This window comes from Mesorhizobium muleiense (genome assembly GCF_900099905.1).
GTDB lineage: Bacteria > Pseudomonadota > Alphaproteobacteria > Rhizobiales > Rhizobiaceae > Mesorhizobium > Mesorhizobium muleiense.
The window spans coordinates 223465-243689 of record NZ_FNEE01000006.1; the positions used below are offsets into that span (position 1 = coordinate 223465).

Genomic DNA, 20225 nt, shown 5'->3' on the forward strand with positions numbered 1-20225 from the left:
TCGCTGCAAATCGCGCCATCGTCAATCGGGGAAGGCATGACACACATCCTGCACCGCCAGATCCATGCGAGCCTGCCCGTCGCGGCGGGCGGCAAGGGCATCGAACTGTTCGACCACGATGGCCGTGCCTATATCGACGCGTCAGGCGGTGCGGCGGTTTCCTGCCTCGGCCACGGCCATCCCGAGGTGACAGCCGCGCTCCATGCGCAGGCCGACAAGCTCGCCTATGCCCACACCAGCTTCTTCACCAACGAGCCGGCCGAGACATTGGCCGACAAGCTCGTCGCCGGCGCGCCACAAGGTATCAGCCACGCCTACTTCGTGTCCGGCGGCTCCGAAGCGGTGGAGGCGGCGCTCAAGATGGCACGGCAGTTTTTCGTCGAGACCGGCAGGCCAGAACGGCGAAACGTCATCGCCCGCCGCCAGAGCTATCACGGCAACACGCTCGGCGCTCTCGCTGCCGGGGGCAATGAGTGGCGCCGCGCCCAATTCCGCCCTTTGCTGATCGACACGCATCACATCGACCCATGCTATGCCTACCGCTACCAGAAAGCCGGTGAGAGCGAGGCGGCCTACGGACTGCGCGCCGCCCAGGCGCTCGAGGATAAAATTCTCGAACTCGGTCCGGACAGTGTCATGGCCTTCGTCGCGGAACCTGTGGTCGGCGCGACAGCAGGAGCTGTGCCCGCGGTTCCCGGCTATTTCAGGCGCGTTCGCGAAATCTGCGACCGCTACGATGTGCTCCTCATCCTCGACGAGGTGATGTGCGGCATGGGCCGCACCGGCACGCTGCACGCCTGCGAGCAGGACGGCGTTGCGCCCGACCTGATGACGATCGCCAAAGGCCTCGGCGGCGGCTACCAGCCCATCGGTGCGGTGCTGCTTTCGCGCCGCATCTTCGACGCTTTCGCCGAAGGCTCCGGCTTGTTCCAGCACGGCCACACCTATATGTGCCATCCGATGGCCTGCGCGGCGGCGCTCGCCGTCCAGGAGGTGATCGCTCGCGACGATCTGCTTGCCAATGTCCGGGCGATGGGAGCCCATCTTTCGCGGCGACTGGGCGAACGGTTCGGCAACCATGCCCATATCGGCGACATTCGCGGCCGTGGCCTTTTCATGGGTGTAGAGCTGGTCGAGGATCGCTCGACCAAGGCGCCCTTCGAACCGAAGCGGAAGCTCAATGCGAAGATCAAGCGCGAGGCGATGGCGCGCGGCCTGCTGGTCTATCCCGCAGGGGGCACGATCGACGGCGTGCGCGGCGATCACGTGTTGCTGGCGCCGCCCTTCATCATAGACGCCGCGGCAATCGACGCGGTTGTTGAACGGCTCGGCGACGCGATAGACGCTGCGGTGGCATAGCGCCAGCGCTCTTCATTCCGGCAGATAGGCCCCGAACGCCTGTAACTCCAGTTCCGTCTCCCTGACACGAGCCGCGGCTGCCGGCCCGCTGCGCGCCAGCATCGTTGCGGCCAGCGCTTCCACGATAGCCATGGCTGCGGCTACCGACGGGAAGAAGGACGGGCTGTCGGTAGAGAATCGCAAGACAACCTGCGCATGCCGCGCGATAGGAGCAGCCATGCTGTCGACGATCGCGACAATCGGAACGCTGTGTCGTTGCGCAGCCTCCACCACGGGCCCGAGTTCTCGCGAATAGGGCGAAAAGCCGATCGCGACGACCGCTTCCTTCTTTCCAAGCGCTGCCAGTTCCGCCTCGATCGCACCGCCGTCGCCGCCGAGCAGGGTGATCTCGCGCCGAAACATCCGGCAGAGATAGACGAGCGCGTGGGCGGGCGCGCGGCAGCTTCGGAACCCGGCGACACGTATGCGCTGAGCCTTCTCCAGTATCGCGCAGGCCCTTGCGATTTCTTCGCTGCCGTTGACGGCTTCGGCCGTCGCCAGATTGGCCACCGTCGTCCTCAGCGATTCGGCGAAGATCGTCTCCGACCTGCGCCTGACAAGCGCATCGGCCCTTGCCGCGAATGGCGCCTTGCCGGAGCGCAGCCGGTCTTCGAACGGCTTGCGCAGCGCCGCCCAGTCGCCAAAACCCAGTCGCCGAGCCAGTCGCACGAAGGTCGTCGGTGTCACCTCGGATCTCGAGGCCAGCACCCGCATGGACACCAGCGCCACCTCGTCGGGGTGATCGACCAGGAAACGCGCCGCCTTGCGCAGTTCCGAGCTCAATTTTGGGAGTTCGGTCAGTATGCGCGCCAAAAGCGCGTCGAAACCCATCTCCCGACCGTCCATTGTAACAAGCATTTCCCTTGATTGATAAAGCGCAACAATCGTAGCATGCATCGACGTGCCTTGACACCAAAACACCGGACGGCCGCGACGGCACGCAAAGTACCAAGGGAGAACCAGATGAAACATGCCCGGACTGCACGCCTCGGAGCGCAGATCGCCGCCTTGTCGGCGGCGCTGCTGTTTTCGGCCAGCGCAATGGCGCAGCAGAATTTCGTTACCATCGGGACCGGTGGCGTCACCGGCGTCTACTATGCCGCCGGCGGCGCTATCTGCCGGTTGCTCAACAAGGATCGCAAGACACACGGCATCCGCTGCTCGGTCGAATCGACCGGCGGATCGGCATTCAACGTGAACACGATCAAGGAAGGCGAACTCGACTTCGGCATGGCCCAGTCGGACGTCCAGTATAACGCCTTCAAGGGGCTGGAATCATTCAAGGACGGTGGCCCCCATACCGATCTGCGCGCGGTCTTCTCGATCCATCCGGAGCCGTTCACGGTGCTGGCGCATCCCAATGCCGGCGTGACGAAATTCGAGGATTTTAAGGGCAAGCGTTTCAACGTCGGAAATCCCGGTTCCGGGACGCGCGCTTCCATGGAGCGTCTGCTCGGCGCGATGGGCTGGACGCTGGCCGACTTTTCGCTCGCATCGGAGCTGAAGGCTGACGAGCACGGGCCGGCGCTCTGCGACGGCAAGATCGACGGGTTCTTCTACGGCGTCGGCCATCCTTCAGCGAACATCCAGGATCCGACGACCACCTGCGCCGCCAAGCTGGTGCCGTTGACTGGAGAAGTCGTGGATAAGCTTGTCGCCGAGAATCCGTACTACGCCAAGGCGATCATCCCAGGCGGTCTTTACGCAAACAATCCCGACGATACCGGGACTTTCGGCGTGCTCGCCACGCTGGTCACTTCAGCCAAGGTTCCCGATGAGAGCGTCTACCAATTGACCAGGGCGGTGTTCGAGAACTTCGACGAGTTCAAGTCGCTGCATCCGGCCTTCGCCAATCTCGATCCCGCCAAGATGGTGGCGGAAGGAAATTCCGCGCCGCTGCATCCGGGCGCTGAAAAATACTTCAAGGAGAAGGGCTGGTTGAAGTAGGCTTCGTGACCTGACGACGGGCCGGCGGGTCCAGCTGATCCGCCGGGGCCATCCGCAACAGGAGACGACGTCATGAGCGAAGTGAAGGCACAACCGGCCGGCGTCGATCTCGAAGAGCTCGAACAACTTGTCGCGGAGGCCGACACGGGTGGCCGGCATCCGGCTGGAACGGTTGGGCGAATCCTGCTCTGGGTTGCAGTCGCGTGGTCGCTTTTCCAACTCTGGTACGCTTCGCCTTTGCCGTTCGTGTTCGGCTTCGGCATCCTCAACGACACGGAAGCGCGCGCCATCCATCTTGGCTTTGCGTTGTTCTTGACCTTCCTCGCCTATCCGGCGCTGAGATCCTCGCCCCGCGATTACGTGCCGCTGCTCGACTGGGTGCTGGCCGTGGCCGGCGGATTTGCCGGCGCCTACCTGTTTCTCTTTTACGTCGTGCTGTCCGGACGGCCGGGCCAGCCGACCACGCTCGATCTGGTGACCGGCACCGTTGGCATCCTGTTGCTGCTCGAGGCGACGCGCCGTGCGCTCGGCCTTCCGATGGTGGTCGTGGCGTGTACCTTCATCTTCTACACCTTTGCCGGCCAGTACATGCCGGACGTGATTCAGCATCGCGGCGCATCGCTCACCAAGTTTCTCAACCATCAATGGCTGACAACCGAAGGCGTCTTCGGGATTGCACTTGGCGTATCGACTAGCTTCGTCTTTCTGTTCGTCCTGTTCGGCACGCTTCTGGAAAAGGCAGGCGCCGGCAACTGGATGATGCAGATCTCCATTGCGCTGCTCGGCCATCTGCGCGGCGGCCCGGCGAAAGTCGCGGTGGTCTCGTCGGCCCTCAACGGCGTTGTGTCCGGCTCGTCCGTCTCCAACGTGGTTTCAGGCGGCATCTTCACCATCCCGCTGATGAAGCGCACCGGCCTTTCCGGCGTCAAAGCGGGCGCCATCGAGGCTTCAGCTTCGATCAACGGCCAGATCATGCCGCCGGTCATGGGCGCGGCCGCCTTCCTGATGGTCGAATATGTCGGCATTCCCTATGCGGAGATCGTCAAGCACGCGCTGCTGCCGGCGGTCTTCTCCTATATCGCGCTGCTCTACATGGTTCATCTCGAAGCGATTAAGACGGGCCTGAAGACGATCCCGCAGCGTCCGACGCCGGCAAGAGAACGGATGCTGCGGATGGGACTGGGACTGTCGGGCAGCGTTCTCGCCGTCTGTATCGTCTATTACGGCATCATTGCTATCCAGGCTGTCTTCGGTGGGGCCGCGCCGCCGCTGCTCGCGCTCGCCGGCGTCGCTCTCTACGTGGCCTCGGTCTGGTATTCCTCGCGCTATCCGGATCTCGCGCTCGACGATCCAAACGCGCCAATCCTGGAACTGCCGCGCGCCTGGGATGTCACGCGGACCGGGCTCGATTTCCTCATCCCGATCGCCGTGCTTCTGTGGTGTCTGATGGTCGAGCAGATGTCGCCCGGCCTCTCGGCGTTCTGGGCGACCGTTTCAATCCTCGCTATTGTCGCCACCCGCAAGCCGCTGATGGCGCTGTTCCGCAAAGGAAATCTCGCCGCCTCAGTGCGGGCTGCCTGGGACGACCTGATCGACGGGCTGGCGCTCGGCGCCCGCAACATGATCGGCATCGGTATCGCCACCGCCACCGCCGGCATCGTCGTCGGCACGATCACGCTGACCGGTCTCGGCCTGATGATGACGGAACTCGTCGAGTTCATTTCCGGCGGCAATGTCATCCTGATGCTGATCCTGATCGCCGCGATCAGCCTTGTGCTCGGTATGGGCATCCCGACCACCGCAAACTATATTCTGGTCGCCACGCTGATGGCCCCGGTCGTGGTCGATCTCGGCGCGCAGGCCGGACTGCCAATCCCGCTGATCGCGGTCCACCTGTTCGTCTTCTACTTCGGCATCATGGCCGACATCACCCCGCCCGTCGGGCTGGCCGCGTTCGCGGCGGCGGCGATTTCCAAGGAGGATCCGATCGCCACCGGTTTCCAGGGCGCCCTCTATTCGCTGCGTACGGCGATCCTGCCGTTCGTCTTCATCTTCAATCCGGCGATCCTGCTGATCGGAGTCGACACTTGGCCGCAGACGATCTGGGTGGCAACGGTGTCGCTGATCGCAATATTGCTATTTTCGGCCGCGACCATGAACTGGTTCGTGACCAAAAGCCGCCTGTGGGAAAGCGCGGCGCTGCTGCTCATCTGCTTCACGCTGTTTCGGCCGGACTGGTGGCTCAACCAGGTGTCGCCGCCCTACGAGGAGTTGCCGGCAAGCGAGTTCCTGCCGGCGGTGGCGCAGACGCCGGCCGATGGCCGCATCAATTTCGTCGTCGAGGGTGTCGACCTCATGGGCGAGGATGTCCGCAAGACGGTCAATGTGCCGCTCGGCGAGCCGGGCGAGCCGCTGGAGCGGCTGCGCGGCATCGGCCTTACCATCACGCAAGCGGGCGACGCGCTGATGATCAGCAATGTCGATTTCGGATCCTACGCCAAGCGCATCGGGCTGGATGTCGGGTATGACGTGGTGGCGGTGCTCAGAAAGGCCGACCAGCCCTCGAGCCTCATTCCGATCGGCCTGGCGCTGGCTGCGACCGCCGGCGTCGCCGGGCTGCAGTTTGCGCGGGCGCGCAAGCAGGCCGACAGGAAGGAAACCGGGCCGGCAGGCTGAAACCGGAACGGATGATACAGTTGGGAGGCGCCGGGAAAACGCTCAGTCCGCGGTCAGCACCACCTTGACGCTCTGCGAGCGGTCGGCGGCTAGGGCAAACGCATCGTAGGCCGAGGAGAGGGGGCGTTCGGCGGTCACCAGCTTCAGGACGTCGATATCCCCGCTGACGATGAGGGCGACCGCCTCGTTGAATTCTGCGCCGAAACGAAACGTGCCGTTCAGATTGATTTCCTTGGCCATCACCGCATTGGCGGCCACCGGGATCTGACCACCCGGCAGATTGCCGACCTGAACCACCGTGCCGCCGCGCCGGACGCTGGCGATCGCAGCTGCGAGACCCGCGGCGGTGCCTGAAATCTCGAACGCGACATCGATCATCTTGTCGGCCGCGAGCGCCTTGAGCTCGTCGTCGCCGCCGAACAGGTTGATCGTCCTGTTTGCTCCAAGTTTGCTGGCGAAGGCGAGCGGCGCCTCGGCTATGTCGGCGACGGTGAGCTCGCCACAACCCTTGAGCCTGGCGGCGAGCATGGTCAGGAGCCCGATGGGGCCGGCGCCGATCAGGATGACGTTGCGGCCGGCAATGTCGCCGGCCCGCGCCACGGCATGCAGGCTGACGGCGAGCGGTTCGGCGAGCGCCGCCGCCTTGTAGGCGACAGCATGCGGAACCTTGACGCATTGCGCCGGCGTGGCATCGAACACGCTGGCAAAACCGCCTTGCATGTGCGGCGTTTTCGACGCCGAGCCCATGAAATAGATGTTTTCACAGAGATTGGCGCGGCCCTCTGCGCATCGGGCGCATTGTCCGCACCAGCGCGACGGGTTGACCGCCACGCGATCACCGACGGCGAGTCCTGGCGCGTCCGCGTTGATTTCGACGATCTCACCGGCGACCTCGTGGCCGAGCACGAGCGGCGATGTGACGACAAAATCGCCGGTCCGCGCGTGGCGGAAATAGTGCAGGTCGGAACCGCAGATGCCGCCGGCGCCGAAGCGCGCGCGCACCATTCCGGGCGCGAGCGGGCCGAGCGGGTGCTCGACGACGCGCAGATCCTCAGGGCCGAACAGCGTCGCGGCGATTGCACGGTCGATCAACGGATCAGCCCCATTTGCGTCGGCAGCCACAGCGAGATGGCGGGGACGAAGGTGATCAGGATCAGCGCGACGATCAACGGCACCAGCCAGGGCAGGATTGCCATGGTCGTACGCTCGACCGACAGCTTGGCGACCCGCGAGAGGACGAACAGCACCATGCCGAGCGGCGGATGAAGCAGACCGATCATCAGATTGAGCGTCATGATCAGACCGAAATGCACAGGGTCGATGCCGTAGAGGACCACGATCGGCAGGAGGATCGGCACGAGGATCGTGATGGCGGCGATCGTGTCGAGAAAACAACCGACTACCAGCATCAGGATGTTGACCAGGATCAGGAACACCCATTTGTTTTCGGTCAGCGATGTGATGAAGACCGAGAACAGCTGCGCCGCCTGGCTGACCGTGAGCAACCAGGCGAAGATCGACGCTGCGGTGACGATGAAAAGGACCGACGCGGTCGTCTCGATCGTATCGAAACTGGCCTTGGCCAAGGCTGCGAGTGTCATCGTGCGATAGCGCACGAGCCCGAGAAACAACGACCAGATGACGGCGGCCATGGCCGCTTCGGTCGGGGTGAACCAGCCCATGGTCATGCCGCCGATCAGGATGATCGGTGTCATCAGCGCCATGACGGCGGAAAAGTCGAAATACCAGTCGCAGGCGATCAGGACGACGAGCACGATGCCAACGGCGATGTTGAGCGACAGTCCCATCTGGACAAGGACATAGACCGCCAGCGGAAAGCAGCACACGACGGCGACCTCGATCGAGGCGGCGGCGAGCCGGTTCAGTTTGAACGGCGTGTCCGAACCCCAGCCCCGGCGGTGGGCGAAGATCGCGACCGTCACCATCATCAGCGCCGTCATGACGACGCCGGGCAGGATGCCGGCCATGAACAGCGCGCCGATCGAGACGTTGGCCATCATGCCGTAGATGACGAAGGGCAGCGACGGCGGGAAGATCGGGCCGAGCGTCGAGGAGGCGGCGGTGACGCCGACCGCCGCCTCGACGGGATAGCCGTGGTCCTTCATCGCCTTGATCTCGATGGTGCCGATGCCGGCGGCATCGGCAAGGGCTGCTCCCGACATGCCGGCGAAGACCACCGATCCGATGATGTTCACCTGCGCTAGGCCGCCCTTCATCCAGCCGACAAGCGCCAGCGCGAAGGAATAGATCCGCCCGGTGACACCGGCGATGTTCATGAGGTTGCCGGCGAAGATGAAGAACGGCACGGCAAGCAGCGGAAAGCTCTCGACACCGGCGATCATGCGCTGCGCGGCGATGATGTCGGGCGCCACGCCATAGAAGACGAGATAGAGCAGCGACGACACCGCCATCGACACAGCGACAGGCACGCCGACCAGCATCAGGACGAGAAAGGCTCCGATCAGAAGCAGCATGGCCTATTCCCCCAATCCGTCGAACGCGGCGGGGCGCTCCAGCGCCGAGTAGCCACGGCGAATGTTGCCGATGAAGACCTGGATGGCGCGCAGCATCATCAGCACGAAACCGGCGAAGACGGCGTAGAAGACGACGTTGCGCGGCAGGTTGATGGTGACCATCCGCTCGCGGTGGACGATCCCGACATAGCGCCAGAGGAGCCAGGACATGTAGGCGAAGAAGCAAATGGTAATCACATTGACCGCGAGCGCCAGGTAGCGCCCGGCCCCAGCGGGGAGATAGTGATAGAGCACGTCGACGTGGATGTGGCGCGTGGTGCGCGTGCACATGACCGAGCCCAGGAAGACCACGACGACGAGGCAGTTGATGGCGATCTCCTCGGTCCAGGCAAAACTGTTGTTCATGACGTAGCGCGTAAAGAACTGCAGGAACACGCAGAACGACATGCCCCAGAACACGGCGAGCGTGACCCAGTCCTCCACCGCGTATCGCGACAGATCGATGGGCGGCGCTTCTTCCTCGAAAGCGTGCGCCAGTTCTTCTGGGGTAACCTGGGTGTGGACCTCTTGGGTCATCGGCAAGCTCCGGGCACTGTTGGACAGCGGGCTCGACAGACCCGACGCGCTTGTCGCGCCGGGCCCGGATCGATGCGGGTTATTTGACGGCGCGGATCGCCTCCCAATCCTCCTTGCGGTAGCCGAACTCGTCGAACGTCACCTTCTCCATCACGTTCTTTTCGAAATCGGCGCGATCGACTTCGGTGACGGTGAGACCGCGCTCCTTGAAGGTTTCAACCAGCGCCTTCTCGCGATCGACGATGATCTTTGTCGCTCGCGCGGCGGCTTCCTGCATCACCTCGGTGAAGATCGCCTTGTCCTCGTCCGACAATTGCGACCAGCGCGATTGCGACACGATCGTGTTGAGATGATCGACGATGTGCCCGGTCAGGATAATGTGCTTTTGCACTTCGTAGAACTTCTTGGCGTCGATCGTCGTCAGTGGGTTTTCCTGCGCTTCCACCGTGCCCTGCTGCAAGGCGAGATAGACCTCGGCGAAGGCGATCGGCGCGGTGTTGGCGCCGCAGGCGCGCGGCATGGCGAGATAGGCCGGCACATCGGGCACGCGGATTTTCAGGCCCTGCATGTCGGCGCATTTCTCGATGGGCCGGTTGGAGGTCGTGTGACGCGTGCCGTAGTAGGTGGTCGCGGTGATGTGATGGCCGGAGGCCTCTTCGAAGCCGGCGGTCAACTCCTTGTATTTGTCGCTCTTGGCGTAAGCGAGCAGGTGATCCGCGTCGCGGAAAGTGAACGGGAAGTAGGTCACGCCGATCGGCGGGTATTCGCGGGCGGCGAAGCTCGATCCGGAGATGATGATGTCGACCGTGCCGAGGGTCAGCCCCTGGTTGATGTCGGCTTCCTTGCCGAGTTGCGAAGCCGGGAAGACGTCGATCGTATAGCGGCCGTCGGTGCGCTTTTTGATCTCTTCCGCCGCCCATACCGACTCGGTGTGGAAGGGTTCGGACGTTTCGTAGACATGGGCCCATTTCAGCGCGGTTTGCGCAGAGGCCGAAGCCATGGGCAGAGCGAATGCAGCGATCGTGCCGAGCAGAACGGCGTATTTCCTCAACATCATATTCCTCCCTGTGAATGGATTGACGGTGCCGACAGGACCCTCCCGGTCGGCGGACTCCTATCCCGCGACCTCCCTGGCCGCGGATTTCTCACCGAAATTGCGTGAGAATCTCAGTTGCGACTGACGCAGATGTTCCTGCATCGCGGCCTTGGCCCGTTCAGGGTCGCGCGCCGCGATCGCGTCGCGCACCGCGCGATGCTCCTCCGCGGCGGCCCGCCAGGACTCCCTGTTCTCGAAATAGCTCGACAGGCGTTCGAAATATGGGTTCATGCGCTGGTCGAAGAGCTCGCCGATGCAGCGCACCAGAACGGCGTTTCCGAGAATGCCCGCCACCATCGTATGGAATTCGCGGTCGAGCGCGATCGTCATCCTGGTCGGGCGAGGTATGTCCTCCATGCGGCGCAGCACGTCGTCCATATGTTCGATGTCGATCGGCCGAGCATGGAGGGCGGCTTCGGCGGCGATCGCCCCTTCGATGAACTCGCGTGCCCGCAACAGCTCGAACGGGCCCTCATCCATTTCTGCCGTCAAAATTTCGGCACGCGGCGGTTCGGTGACGTAGATGCCCGAGCCGACGCGAATGCGTATGCGCCCCTCGACCTCGAGCGCGATCAGCGCTTCACGCACGGTCGGGCGGGAGATGCCAAGCTGATCGGCCAGTTCGCGCTCGGTCGGCAGCCGATCGCCGACTGCGAACTCGCCCGCGTCGATCAACTGCCTGAGCTGATCGGCGATCTGTCGGTAAAGTCGACGCGGTTCAACGGCCTGGATCGGCATTGTTACCCAGTTCTACTTCAACGGAATCATCTGGCTGATCCCGGATCGGTAAATTGGTCTGACCTATTGATCGAAACCTGCCGCGAAAAAGGCTGGGAGTCAAGCAGCAGAGAACGCCCATGGAACCCATTCTCCGTGACTTCTTGGAAACGACTGATCGGCCATGGCTGGACGGCAACTCTTGAACTTCCAGCAGCTGGAAGGATTATCGCGTGGTTTTCCGCCGGCGGACAGCCGAATTATTTCACCATCAACGGCCGCGCCTATCCTTCGACGGACACGATCAGGATGAAAGTCGGCGAAACTCTGAAAGTGCGCTTCATCGGCACCAATGTGCCACTTGTGGCAGCGGATCATGCTGCGGCGACTTCCGGCACCGTAGCATATCTCACCTGCGCAATGAGTAATAGACTGAGAGGGGGCGCCAGGGCAGCTAGGGGAGCCGTGTCATCGAGCCAGTGGATAGGTCTGCGGCGACTTCCGATATGCCTCTTCACAACGCGGCGAACAAAACCATGGCCCTTCTGGGGCGGCCCGTCGATAGGATGCATACGGAGCATGCATCTTGCACACTGGATCGATCCAGGCCGGGTCAGGCGAGGGGGCAAGTTCGATCTCGTAAAGAGGGATTTCATCAGCTACCGACCGCAGCGCCACCTCTCCGAGATCCCGCACCAGGATGCCTTTGGCGGCAGCGGCGTCGGCAATGGGTTGAGTCGCAAGCAATTGACCGGGGGACGCAAGCGCAGCAATACGTGCCGCTATGTTGACGGTCGATCCAAACAGATCACCTGCCCTGCGGATGACCGGTCCATGGTGCAGCGCCGACCGGGTGAGCGGGAGGCGCGGTTCTTCCCGGCATGCCTGCAACAGCGTTCCAAGCGCCTGGATCGCTAACTCCGGCTCCGGAAACGAGAGCATCGCTTCATCCCCGATCCACTTGATCGGAGGCTCGTAGCCAGCAAGCGCCTCGCGGACCATGCTCTCGAAAATCTCGAGCACATCGATTGCCGCTGCATCTCCATAAACGTCCGCGATGGCGCTAAAGCCCGCAAGATCGATGAATGCCACCGTAGCCGAAGCGCCGACGGAACTCTGCGTCTGGCTCATATCCCTGTCCATGCGAAGTTATTTAACGCCTGTAACACGGTTTCGCGAATCTCGGACGCGATCGTCAGAGCTCCAGGGCGTCGGTACGCCACACCGCAGACCTCCCTTCGAGTGAAATTGGAGAAGGCGTTAGCCGCCTGTTTCCTCGGGAACACTTTGGTCTCGCAAAGTGTTTTGCCGCGTGGCAAAGGCGAAAGGGAGCGTGAACATGCGCGCAGTCATCATTGGTGCAGGCATCGCCGGACTTGCAGTTGCCAAGGGCCTGCGACTCCTCGGATGGGAGACCGAGATTTACGAGCAGGCGAGCGAACTGAAACCTCTGGGTGCGGGTCTCAGTCTCAGCGCCAATGCGCTTCGTGCCCTTCGTACGCTCGGGCTCTACGAAGCGGTTGTGGCCGAGGCGCAGCCAATACACAGGCTCGATCTTCTCGACGACAAGGGACAAGTTCTCCAATCCACGGATTTTCAGCGCTTCAGTCAGAACTATGGTCACCTCAGCATGGCCGTGCTGCATCGTGGCGATCTCCACAAGGCCCTTCTTTCGGAACTACCACGTTCTATCATCCGCACCGAAATGGAATGCGTGGATGCTCGGCAGGTTGGCGACAACATCGCCCTGCGCTTTGCGAATGGGGAGATCGTGGAAAGCGAGCTGGTGCTCGCTTGCGATGGCATTCACTCCGCGGTTCGTAGAGCGTTGTTTCCCCAATCGCGCGAGCATTTCGCTCGCTACGCTTGCTGGCGCGCGATCGCGCCCGGTTTCCTGCAAGGAATGGACCCGGCGCGTCTTAGCGAAAGCTGGGGGGCCGGAAAACGCATCGGTCTGGCCGCGATCCCCGGCGAAAGGGTCTACTGGTTTGCCTGCTGTGGCGCAGACCAACGGGACGACCCCAGGCTGGCTCGGGCCGATCTTGCAGAAGTGCAGGCGATGTTTTCCGGATTTCACGAGCCAGTCCCGGAGGTTCTTGATCGGACCGCGGAGGACTCGCTGATCTGGACGGACATTCTTGATCTCGATCCAATGCCCTCGTTCACGCGCGGAAGAGCGGTTTTGCTTGGCGACGCCGCGCATGCGGTGACGCCCGATCTGGGACAAGGCGCCGGACTTGCCATGGAAGACGCGGCCGTTCTTGCTGCGTTGTTCGGGCGACTTCCGGCCGACCGGGCCATCCGCGAGTATGACAAACGCCGTCTCGACAGGGCACATAGGGTCGCGGCTGAATCACGCCTCTATGCCAAAGTTGCGCAATGGAAGAACCCGCTTGTCGTCCCGCTACGCAACTTGCTGGTAAAGAGCATACCGGAGCGTTTCATGGACCGGCAGCTCGAGGCGGTTCTCGATATAGATTTCGAGCCTGTCAGGAACGCCGCCTAGCGCCGGCGATTAAACGCACACCAATCGTCCAATTTTTCTTGTCGGCGGCATAGTGGCCAAGGCCCTGGCGGCAGGTGAAGGGGCGCCCATCTCATCCTGCGGCAGCACACAGGGGGACACGCTGGCCATATCGCGGCGGAAGTAAGCGATCATTTTGCAGAAAGCCACTTGACCTTCCAGTAACTGGAAACCGTAGGTGGAAGGGGAGTTGCCCATTTAGGAGTGCCCCATGATCGACCGTCACGATGATGCCACCCACACCGACGCATCGCATGGCTCGTGCTGTTCCTCGCGCGCGCCGGCCGCTGCCTCAATCGTCGTCACTCGCGATCCAGTGTGCGGCATGACAGTCGATCCAGCGGCGGGAAAGCCGTCAGCGACCTTGGGCGGCCACAGCTATCATTTCTGTTCGGAAGGCTGCCGGACCAGGTTCCAGAAGGAGCCAGAAGCCTTTCTGAATGCGACCGATCCGGTTTGCGGGATGAAAGTCGAGCGCGCCACGGCGAAGCATTTCGTGCGGCATGAGGGCAAGGGTTTTTACTTCTGCTCCGCCGGGTGCAAAGCCAAGTTCGAGGCCGATCCTCAGAAATATCTGAGCGGCCAGCCAGCGCCGGAGCCGATGCCGAAGGGCACGCAATATACTTGCCCGATGCATCCCGAGATTGTCCGCGACAAGGCCGGCTCCTGCCCGATCTGCGGCATGGCGCTGGAGCCGATGGGCGTGCCGACCGGCGACGAAGGTCCCAATCCGGAACTCGTCGACTTCACCCGCCGCTTTCGGGTAAGTGCCGTCCTGTCGATCCCGCTGCTTCTGATCACCATGGGACCGATGCTGGGCCTGCCGTTCCGCGACTGGCTCGGCGAACATCCGGCAGCCTGGATTGAGTTGGCGCTGGCGACCCCGGTGGTGCTCTGGGCGGCGATCCCCTTCTTCCATCGCGGCTGGGAGTCGATCGTCAACCGCAGTCCGAACATGTGGACGCTGATCTCGATCGGCGTCGGCACCGCCTATGTCTACAGCGTCGTGGCGACGTTGTTCCCGGATATCTTCCCGCACCAGTTTCGCGGCCACGGTGGCACGGTTCCGGTCTATTTCGAGGCAGCCGCAGTAATCGTCGCGCTGGTCTTTCTCGGCCAGGTGCTGGAACTGAAGGCAAGGGAGCGCACTGGCTCCGCCATCCGCGCACTGCTCGACCTGGCGCCGAAGACGGCACGGCGGATCGGGGCGGACGGTTCTGAGACGGATGTGCCGCTCGAGGAAGTGCAGGCCGGCGAGCGGCTCCGCGTGCGGCCCGGCGACAGTGTGCCGGTCGACGGCACGGTGCTCGAAGGCCGCTCCTCGGTCGACGAATCGATGCTGAGCGGCGAACCTGTCCCCGTCGAGAAGACGCAAGGCGACTTTGTGACCGGCGGCACGCTCAACAAGAACGGAACGCTGGTCATGCGCGCCGAAAAGGTCGGCGCCGATACGATGCTGTCGCGCATCGTCGAAATGGTTGCCAACGCGCAGCGCAGCAGAGCGCCCATCCAGGGACTTGCCGACCGCGTCTCCTATTACTTCGTGCCTACTGTCGTTCTGGTCGCCATCGTCGCCTTCATCGTCTGGGCCATCTATGGGCCTCAGCCGAGCATGGTCTTCGCCATCGTTTCGGCCGTCTCGGTGCTGATCATCGCCTGTCCCTGCGCGCTTGGGTTGGCGACGCCAATGTCGATTATGACCGCCACGGGACGCGGCGCGCAGGCTGGCGTGCTGATCAAGGAGGCCGAAGCGCTGGAGCGCTTCTCCAAGGTCGACACGCTGATCGTCGACAAGACCGGCACGCTGACCGAGGGCAAGCCCAAGTTGACCGACGTCGTCGGGTTCGATGGCTTTGACGAGGCCGAACTTCTCGGCCTTGCCGCCAGCCTCGAGAAGGGTTCGGAGCACCCGCTTGCCGAGGCGATCGTCGATGGCGCGCGGGAGCGCGGCGCGACCGTCGAAGACGCAGCGGATTTCGAGGCCGTCACGGGCAAGGGCGTCACGGGAACGGTCAAGGGCCGCGCCGTTTCGCTCGGCAATCAGGCGCTGATGGACGATCTGGGCATCGGCCTGGAGGTGGCGAAGGAGCGTGCCGACGCGCTGCGTTCCGACGGCAAGACGGTGATGTTCGTCGCGGCCGACGGCAGGCTTGCCGGTTTCGTCGCCGTGGCCGATCCGATCAAGGCGACGACGGTGGAAGCGATCCGCGCCCTGCATGACAGCGGACTCAGGATCATCATGGCGACGGGCGACAACGAGCGCACAGCGAAAGCGGTGGCGGCGAAGCTCGGCATCGACGAGGTGCGCGCCGACATGCTGCCGGAGAGCAAGAAGGCGCTGATCGACGAACTGCATGCGAAGGGCGCGGGCGTCGCGATGGCCGGCGACGGCGTCAACGACGCACCGGCGCTGGCGGCGGCCGATGTCGGCATCGCCATGGGAACCGGCGCCGACGTGGCGGTCGAGAGCGCCGGCATCACGCTGGTCAAGGGCGACCTCAACGGCATCGTCCGGGCGCGGCGGCTGTCGCAGGCGACGATCCGTAACATCAAGCAGAACCTGTTCTTCGCCTTCGTCTACAACGCACTCGGCGTGCCGGTAGCGGCGGGCATCCTCTACCCGATCTTCGGCACGCTGCTGTCACCGATGATCGCGGCAGCGGCAATGAGCCTTTCGTCAGTTTCCGTGATCGGAAACGCGCTGCGACTTCGTTCCTTGAAGCTTTGAGGTCAGACCATGAACATAGGAACTGCTGCAGAACAGTCCGGCCTGCCGCCAAAGACCATCCGATACTACGAAGACATCGGTCTTCTCAGGCCTGATCGCGCCGACAACGGGTACAGGGACTATTCGATGGCCGACGTGCATCGCCTGCGCTTCCTGCAGCGATCACGCAGCCTAGGCTTCTCGGTCGAGGAATGCCGCCAGCTCCTTTCGCTCTACGGCGACAAGGAGCGCGAAAGCGCGGATGTGAAGGCCATAGCGGAAGCCAAGCTCGCCGAAATCAACCGGAAACTTGCGGAACTCGCCGGGCTGCGGGACATGCTTCGGCATCTGGCCGACCATTGCAACGGCGATGACCGACCTGATTGCCCGATCATCGACGGGCTTGCTGGACACGGCACGGTTCAGTGAGGCGCGTCCCCATCATTGCAGCAGTCCTTGTCATCGCCGGGATCGCCGCCGGGACGGCGCTCCCGAAGACAGCCGTCGCCCCAGTCGTCGCCGAGCGCCAAGCGTCGATGAAGGCGATGGCGAGCGCCGCCAAGACCATCTCCGAAATTTTTGCCGGCAAGGTGGCCTACGATGCCGCAGCCTTCAAGGCGGCAACCGAAACCATTCGCCGCCGGTCCGGAAGTGCCATGGTAGACGCATTTCCAGCGGACTCGCTTGGTGAACCCTCGGCCGCTAAGGCGGATATCGGTCAGTCCCAAGAAGAATTCGCCGCGCTCGCTCGCCATCTCGAAAGCCTGGCTGCGGCGCTGTCAGATGCGGCTGACGATGCGCCCGAAGGCATTACGGAAGCCATGAGGATGAAACCCGGAATGGCAATGGGCAGCAGCCTGCTCGGAAAACGGGCTGGCGGCGCGGCCGATTCCGATCCTTCGAAGATCCCAGCCGAACACGTATTCCATCTGATGCTGCAGAACTGCACGAACTGCCACGCCAAGTTCAGGGAGAAACGGCAGTAGGCAAGGCATCGACTTCACCCGATGCCGGACTAGGTGACATTGACGACAATCGACAGGAATCCTGCAATGTTCGTACAGCCCGTCGACTACTTCCTCGCAGTCTGGTTCGTTCTGGCGGGCCTGAGCACGGCCTATGTTGCGTGGGACCAGTTCCGCAACAACCCCGAACCCGTGGTGATGAAATGGGGTTTCATCCTGGTCACGCTTTATATGGGGCCGCTGGGGCTGCTGATCTACGTGCTGGCCGACAAGGAGCCTCGGCCAGGCGAACATGAGGCGTTCACCAAACCGCTCTGGAAGCAAGGCGTCGGCTCGACGATCCACTGCGTCGCCGGAGACGCCACCGGCATCATCCTTGCTGCGGCAATCACCGCCGCTCTCGGGCTGCCGATGTGGATCGATCTTGTTGTCGAGTACGTTGCCGGTTTCGCCTTCGGCCTGTTCATCTTCCAGTCGCTGTTCATGAAATCGATGATGGGCGGCACCTACTGGGAGAATGTCCGCAAGAGCTTCATGCCGGAATTCATCAGCATGAATTTCATGATGGCGGGCATGGCGCCGATCATGAGCTTCCTGATGATGGGCAGCGACATGCGGGCCATGGAACCGACCGAGCTCCTGTTCTGGGGCGTGATGTCGTTCGGCGTGATCGTTGGATTCGTCACCGCATATCCCGCCAACATATGGATGGTGGCCCGTGGACTGAAGCACGGGCTGATGACCGAACGCGAACCGGAGCTCGACAAGGCAAGGGAAGGCAGGCGCGAGCACGCACATAGCGGCGCGAAAGCCGGGATGGTGGGGCAACACGCTTACGCGCGCCTCGATGAACATGCCAAGCCCAGACATGCCAACCCAGGCGGCAATCCCGGGCCTGGCCATCATGGATCCGGCCATGGCTCCTCCCACGGCGATGGGGGAGGAGGGTTGCGTGGTTCGCATGGCGGTCACGACGGTATGGAACCGGATGCAACTGTGCCGCAACTCGCGGCCTTCGGCGGCGTGTCCGTACTCGCGCTGGCGCTCGGCATGATCGCTCCGGCCAACTGGGTGAACCTCGCCCTCAGCGCGCGAGACGTAGGCGGCGCCATCATGCCGCCCGGCATGATCATGGACCGCGACACGCCGGCTGCAGCGATGCTGGACATGGCCGCCGTGCATCCTCGCCTGATCACGGCCAGCCATGGCTTGGAGGTTCGCGGCGACCGGGAACTGGAAGCCAGGATGGAGAACGGGGTAAAGGTGTTCGACCTGGAAACCTCGGTCATCCGCTGGGCGATCTTGCCGGACGTGAAAGTCGACGCCTATGCGATCAACGGCCAGGTTCCCGGCCCACGGCTGCATATCCGGCAAGGCGACCGGGTGCGCATCAACGTCACGAATCGCCTGCCGGAGAGTACGACCATCCATTGGCACGGGTTGATCCTGCCGAACGAAATGGACGGCCCGGCCGAGATCACGCAGGAGCCGATCCCGCCCGGCGGCAGCTACCGATACGAATTTACGGCAGGCCAATCGGGAACCTACTTCTATCACTCGCATGACCATGTCGATCGCCAGCAGGCGCTCGGACTCTACGGTGCACTCATCATCGATCCCGCCAATCCCCAGGACGAGATTGCGGCAGACCACGACTATGTTATCCAGCTTCAGGAATGGCTGATGCGGGAGGGCCTGACTTTTCCGTCGATGCCGATGGACGGCGGGCAGCCGAATTATTTCACCATCAACGGCCGCGCCTATCCGTCGACGGACACGATCAGGATGAAGGTCGGCGAAACTCTGAAGGTGCGCTTCATCGGCACCAATAATGGGTTTATCCACCCTATGCACATCCACGGCGGTCCCTTCGAAGTTGTCGCCCGCGACGGCGAGACCATCCCGGCGTCGGCACGATTCCTTGCCGACACAGTCAACGTCGGACCAGGGCAACGCTACGATGTCGTCTGGCAGGCACGTCGGCCCGGAAAATGGCTGATCCATTGCCATATCGGGCATCATACAACCAACAACAATGTCGAGGAGAAGGGCGGTGGCGGACTGATGGTCGTAATCGATGTGCAACCCTGAAGCCCGCTCCGCAAGGCGAAACGTAGATGGATATCCTTGCCATCTACGGCGGCCTGTTTGCTATTGCCTTCGCTGCGGCGACCATCCTCCCGGCGCAGTCGGAGGCCGCCCTTGCAGGGCTCCTCGCCATGGATTCCTTCTCGCCCGCAATGCTGGTTCTTGTCGCCAGCCTGGGCAACGTCCTGGGTTCTGTGGTGAACTGGGGTCTTGGTCGAGGGATCGAACGCTTCCGGGACAGGCCCTGGTTTCCGCTGCGTCCCGCGACGCTCAACCGCGCCACGAACTGGTATCACCGCTATGGAAGATGGTCGCTCTTGTTAAGCTGGATGCCGATCGTCGGTGACCCACTGACCGTGGTCGCTGGAGCTTTGCGCGAGCCGCTATGGAGCTTCGTCGCGATCGTCGCCTTGGCGAAGGTTTCGCGTTATCTGGTTGTCGCCGGAACGGTGCTGAGTCTGATGTGAAATCGAAATGCAGACGCGTCGCAGCAGGCAGTGGCGTTCACTTTTGGTTGCGTTGCAACAAACCTTACGCACGCGAACTTGACAAATCAGACGAACAATTGTCCCAAGGGCACAATGACGAATGTTGGTCGAATCTCGATCTTGGGAAACATACCGCTCCGAGCAATGCTGGCGGTCGTATTCCTGGTCATGTCGGCTCTTCAGCCTGGTCTATTTGCCACAGCCAACGCCACGGGTTTTCACGCTGGGACGGATCTTCAGCCCGGGATGCATCTCCAAGACGAGACATCTGCACACGACATGGGCCATCACGGCGCCACGGCGGACGACGCGGATACGTCGGACCATCATCACGACGGCGCCAAGCAATCCTCCGACAAGAGCTGTGAAGTCCATTGCGCGCCGGCACATGCGGTGCCGGTCGACTGCCCTGACTTGGAGCATGTTGTCTCCCGCTGCTTTGCGCCCGGCGTTGACGTCACCTTACCGCTTGGCGAATACACTGCGCTCATAAGGCCCCCCAAACATCTGAACTGACGCGCCCTTTTCGGGGTGTTCGCGCAGCGTCG

Annotated in this window: 17 protein-coding genes; 10 read left to right on the forward strand and 7 right to left on the reverse strand. The window is 62.8% G+C overall.

Translation table 11 applies throughout. From position 1 onward, the window contains the following. The first annotated feature begins 36 nt into the window (after positions 1 to 36). Positions 37 to 1359, forward strand: coding sequence for an aspartate aminotransferase family protein (locus BLT09_RS14030; RefSeq protein WP_091594059.1), 1323 nt, complete (start codon positions 37 to 39; stop codon positions 1357 to 1359). 12 nt (positions 1360 to 1371) lie between these two features. Here BLT09_RS14030 and BLT09_RS14035 read toward each other — a convergent pair whose 3' ends face one another. After that, the gene (locus tag BLT09_RS14035; RefSeq protein WP_167366431.1) at positions 1372 to 2244 is read right to left on the reverse strand and encodes a MurR/RpiR family transcriptional regulator; all 873 of its coding nucleotides are present in this window, start codon (positions 2242 to 2244) and stop codon (positions 1372 to 1374) included. Positions 2245 to 2361: 117 nt separating this feature from the next. Here BLT09_RS14035 and BLT09_RS14040 point away from each other — a divergent pair, with 117 nt between their 5' ends. Together BLT09_RS14040 and BLT09_RS14045 are read left to right on the forward strand one after the other, a co-directional pair. Next, positions 2362 to 3345: a TAXI family TRAP transporter solute-binding subunit gene (locus BLT09_RS14040; RefSeq protein ID WP_091593861.1), complete on the forward strand. Its 984-nt coding sequence runs from the start codon at positions 2362 to 2364 to the stop codon at positions 3343 to 3345. A gap of 72 nt (positions 3346 to 3417) precedes the next feature. Further along, positions 3418 to 6021, forward strand: coding sequence for a TRAP transporter permease (locus BLT09_RS14045; RefSeq protein WP_091593863.1), 2604 nt, complete (start codon positions 3418 to 3420; stop codon positions 6019 to 6021). A gap of 42 nt (positions 6022 to 6063) precedes the next feature. Here the strand turns inward: BLT09_RS14045 and BLT09_RS14050 are convergent, their stop codons facing one another. From BLT09_RS14050 to BLT09_RS14080, 6 genes are all read right to left on the reverse strand, one after another. Further along, complete coding sequence (locus tag BLT09_RS14050; RefSeq protein WP_091593865.1) at positions 6064 to 7113, reverse strand: L-idonate 5-dehydrogenase; 1050 nt, start codon at positions 7111 to 7113, stop codon at positions 6064 to 6066. Continuing rightward, positions 7110 to 8516, reverse strand: a complete 1407-nt coding sequence (locus BLT09_RS14055) for a TRAP transporter large permease (protein ID WP_091593867.1) — start codon at positions 8514 to 8516, stop codon at positions 7110 to 7112. The genes BLT09_RS14050 and BLT09_RS14055 overlap by 4 nt, the downstream gene beginning before the upstream one ends. 3 nt (positions 8517 to 8519) lie before the next feature. After that, entirely contained in the window at positions 8520 to 9092 is a 573-nt protein-coding gene (locus BLT09_RS14060) for a TRAP transporter small permease (protein ID WP_091593869.1), read from the reverse strand. A gap of 79 nt (positions 9093 to 9171) precedes the next feature. Then, positions 9172 to 10146, reverse strand: a complete 975-nt coding sequence (locus BLT09_RS14065; RefSeq protein WP_091594061.1) for a sialic acid TRAP transporter substrate-binding protein SiaP — start codon at positions 10144 to 10146, stop codon at positions 9172 to 9174. Positions 10147 to 10206: 60 nt separating this feature from the next. Beyond that, positions 10207 to 10926, reverse strand: a complete 720-nt coding sequence (locus tag BLT09_RS14070) for a FadR/GntR family transcriptional regulator (protein WP_091593871.1) — start codon at positions 10924 to 10926, stop codon at positions 10207 to 10209. 447 nt (positions 10927 to 11373) lie between these two features. Further along, entirely contained in the window at positions 11374 to 12036 is a 663-nt protein-coding gene (locus BLT09_RS14080; protein ID WP_236473589.1) for a hypothetical protein, read from the reverse strand. A 208-nt stretch (positions 12037 to 12244) separates the two neighbouring features. On the opposite strand from BLT09_RS14080, the gene BLT09_RS14085 reads away from it, so the two are divergent. From BLT09_RS14085 to BLT09_RS14115, 7 genes are all read left to right on the forward strand, one after another. After that, positions 12245 to 13411: an FAD-dependent monooxygenase gene (locus tag BLT09_RS14085; RefSeq protein ID WP_091593875.1), complete on the forward strand. Its 1167-nt coding sequence runs from the start codon at positions 12245 to 12247 to the stop codon at positions 13409 to 13411. Positions 13412 to 13640: 229 nt separating this feature from the next. Further along, on the forward strand, positions 13641 to 16157 hold the full coding sequence (locus tag BLT09_RS14090) for a heavy metal translocating P-type ATPase (protein ID WP_091593877.1): 2517 nt from the start codon (positions 13641 to 13643) through the stop codon (positions 16155 to 16157). Positions 16158 to 16166: 9 nt separating this feature from the next. Beyond that, positions 16167 to 16565 carry a Cu(I)-responsive transcriptional regulator gene (gene cueR, locus BLT09_RS14095; RefSeq protein WP_091593879.1) on the forward strand — a complete coding sequence of 133 codons (399 nt, stop codon included), beginning with the start codon at positions 16167 to 16169 and terminating at the stop codon, positions 16563 to 16565. Next, a complete protein-coding gene (locus BLT09_RS14100) occupies positions 16562 to 17122 on the forward strand; it encodes a cytochrome c (protein ID WP_027151848.1) in 561 nt (186 codons plus the stop codon). The genes cueR and BLT09_RS14100 overlap by 4 nt, the downstream gene beginning before the upstream one ends. 66 nt (positions 17123 to 17188) lie before the next feature. Then, complete coding sequence (locus BLT09_RS14105) at positions 17189 to 19192, forward strand: multicopper oxidase domain-containing protein (RefSeq protein ID WP_091593881.1); 2004 nt, start codon at positions 17189 to 17191, stop codon at positions 19190 to 19192. A gap of 26 nt (positions 19193 to 19218) precedes the next feature. Then, positions 19219 to 19656, forward strand: a complete 438-nt coding sequence (locus BLT09_RS14110) for a YqaA family protein (protein WP_091593883.1) — start codon at positions 19219 to 19221, stop codon at positions 19654 to 19656. A 165-nt stretch (positions 19657 to 19821) separates the two neighbouring features. Continuing rightward, positions 19822 to 20193 carry a hypothetical protein gene (locus BLT09_RS14115; RefSeq protein WP_091593885.1) on the forward strand — a complete coding sequence of 124 codons (372 nt, stop codon included), beginning with the start codon at positions 19822 to 19824 and terminating at the stop codon, positions 20191 to 20193. Positions 20194 to 20225: the final 32 nt, after the last annotated feature.

Coding starts and splice junctions, on each gene's coding strand:
- BLT09_RS14030 (WP_091594059.1), top strand. CDS start 37: ATGACACACATCCTGCACCGCCAGATCCATGCGAGCCTGCCCGTCGCG.
- BLT09_RS14035 (WP_167366431.1), bottom strand. CDS start 2,244: ATGGACGGTCGGGAGATGGGTTTCGACGCGCTTTTGGCGCGCATACTG.
- BLT09_RS14040 (WP_091593861.1), top strand. CDS start 2,362: ATGAAACATGCCCGGACTGCACGCCTCGGAGCGCAGATCGCCGCCTTG.
- BLT09_RS14045 (WP_091593863.1), top strand. CDS start 3,418: ATGAGCGAAGTGAAGGCACAACCGGCCGGCGTCGATCTCGAAGAGCTC.
- BLT09_RS14055 (WP_091593867.1), bottom strand. CDS start 8,516: ATGCTGCTTCTGATCGGAGCCTTTCTCGTCCTGATGCTGGTCGGCGTG.
- BLT09_RS14060 (WP_091593869.1), bottom strand. CDS start 9,092: ATGACCCAAGAGGTCCACACCCAGGTTACCCCAGAAGAACTGGCGCAC.
- BLT09_RS14065 (WP_091594061.1), bottom strand. CDS start 10,146: ATGTTGAGGAAATACGCCGTTCTGCTCGGCACGATCGCTGCATTCGCT.
- BLT09_RS14070 (WP_091593871.1), bottom strand. CDS start 10,926: ATGCCGATCCAGGCCGTTGAACCGCGTCGACTTTACCGACAGATCGCC.
- BLT09_RS14080 (WP_236473589.1), bottom strand. CDS start 12,036: ATGAGCCAGACGCAGAGTTCCGTCGGCGCTTCGGCTACGGTGGCATTC.
- BLT09_RS14085 (WP_091593875.1), top strand. CDS start 12,245: ATGCGCGCAGTCATCATTGGTGCAGGCATCGCCGGACTTGCAGTTGCC.
- BLT09_RS14090 (WP_091593877.1), top strand. CDS start 13,641: ATGATCGACCGTCACGATGATGCCACCCACACCGACGCATCGCATGGC.
- cueR (WP_091593879.1), top strand. CDS start 16,167: ATGAACATAGGAACTGCTGCAGAACAGTCCGGCCTGCCGCCAAAGACC.
- BLT09_RS14105 (WP_091593881.1), top strand. CDS start 17,189: ATGTTCGTACAGCCCGTCGACTACTTCCTCGCAGTCTGGTTCGTTCTG.
- BLT09_RS14110 (WP_091593883.1), top strand. CDS start 19,219: ATGGATATCCTTGCCATCTACGGCGGCCTGTTTGCTATTGCCTTCGCT.
- BLT09_RS14115 (WP_091593885.1), top strand. CDS start 19,822: ATGCTGGCGGTCGTATTCCTGGTCATGTCGGCTCTTCAGCCTGGTCTA.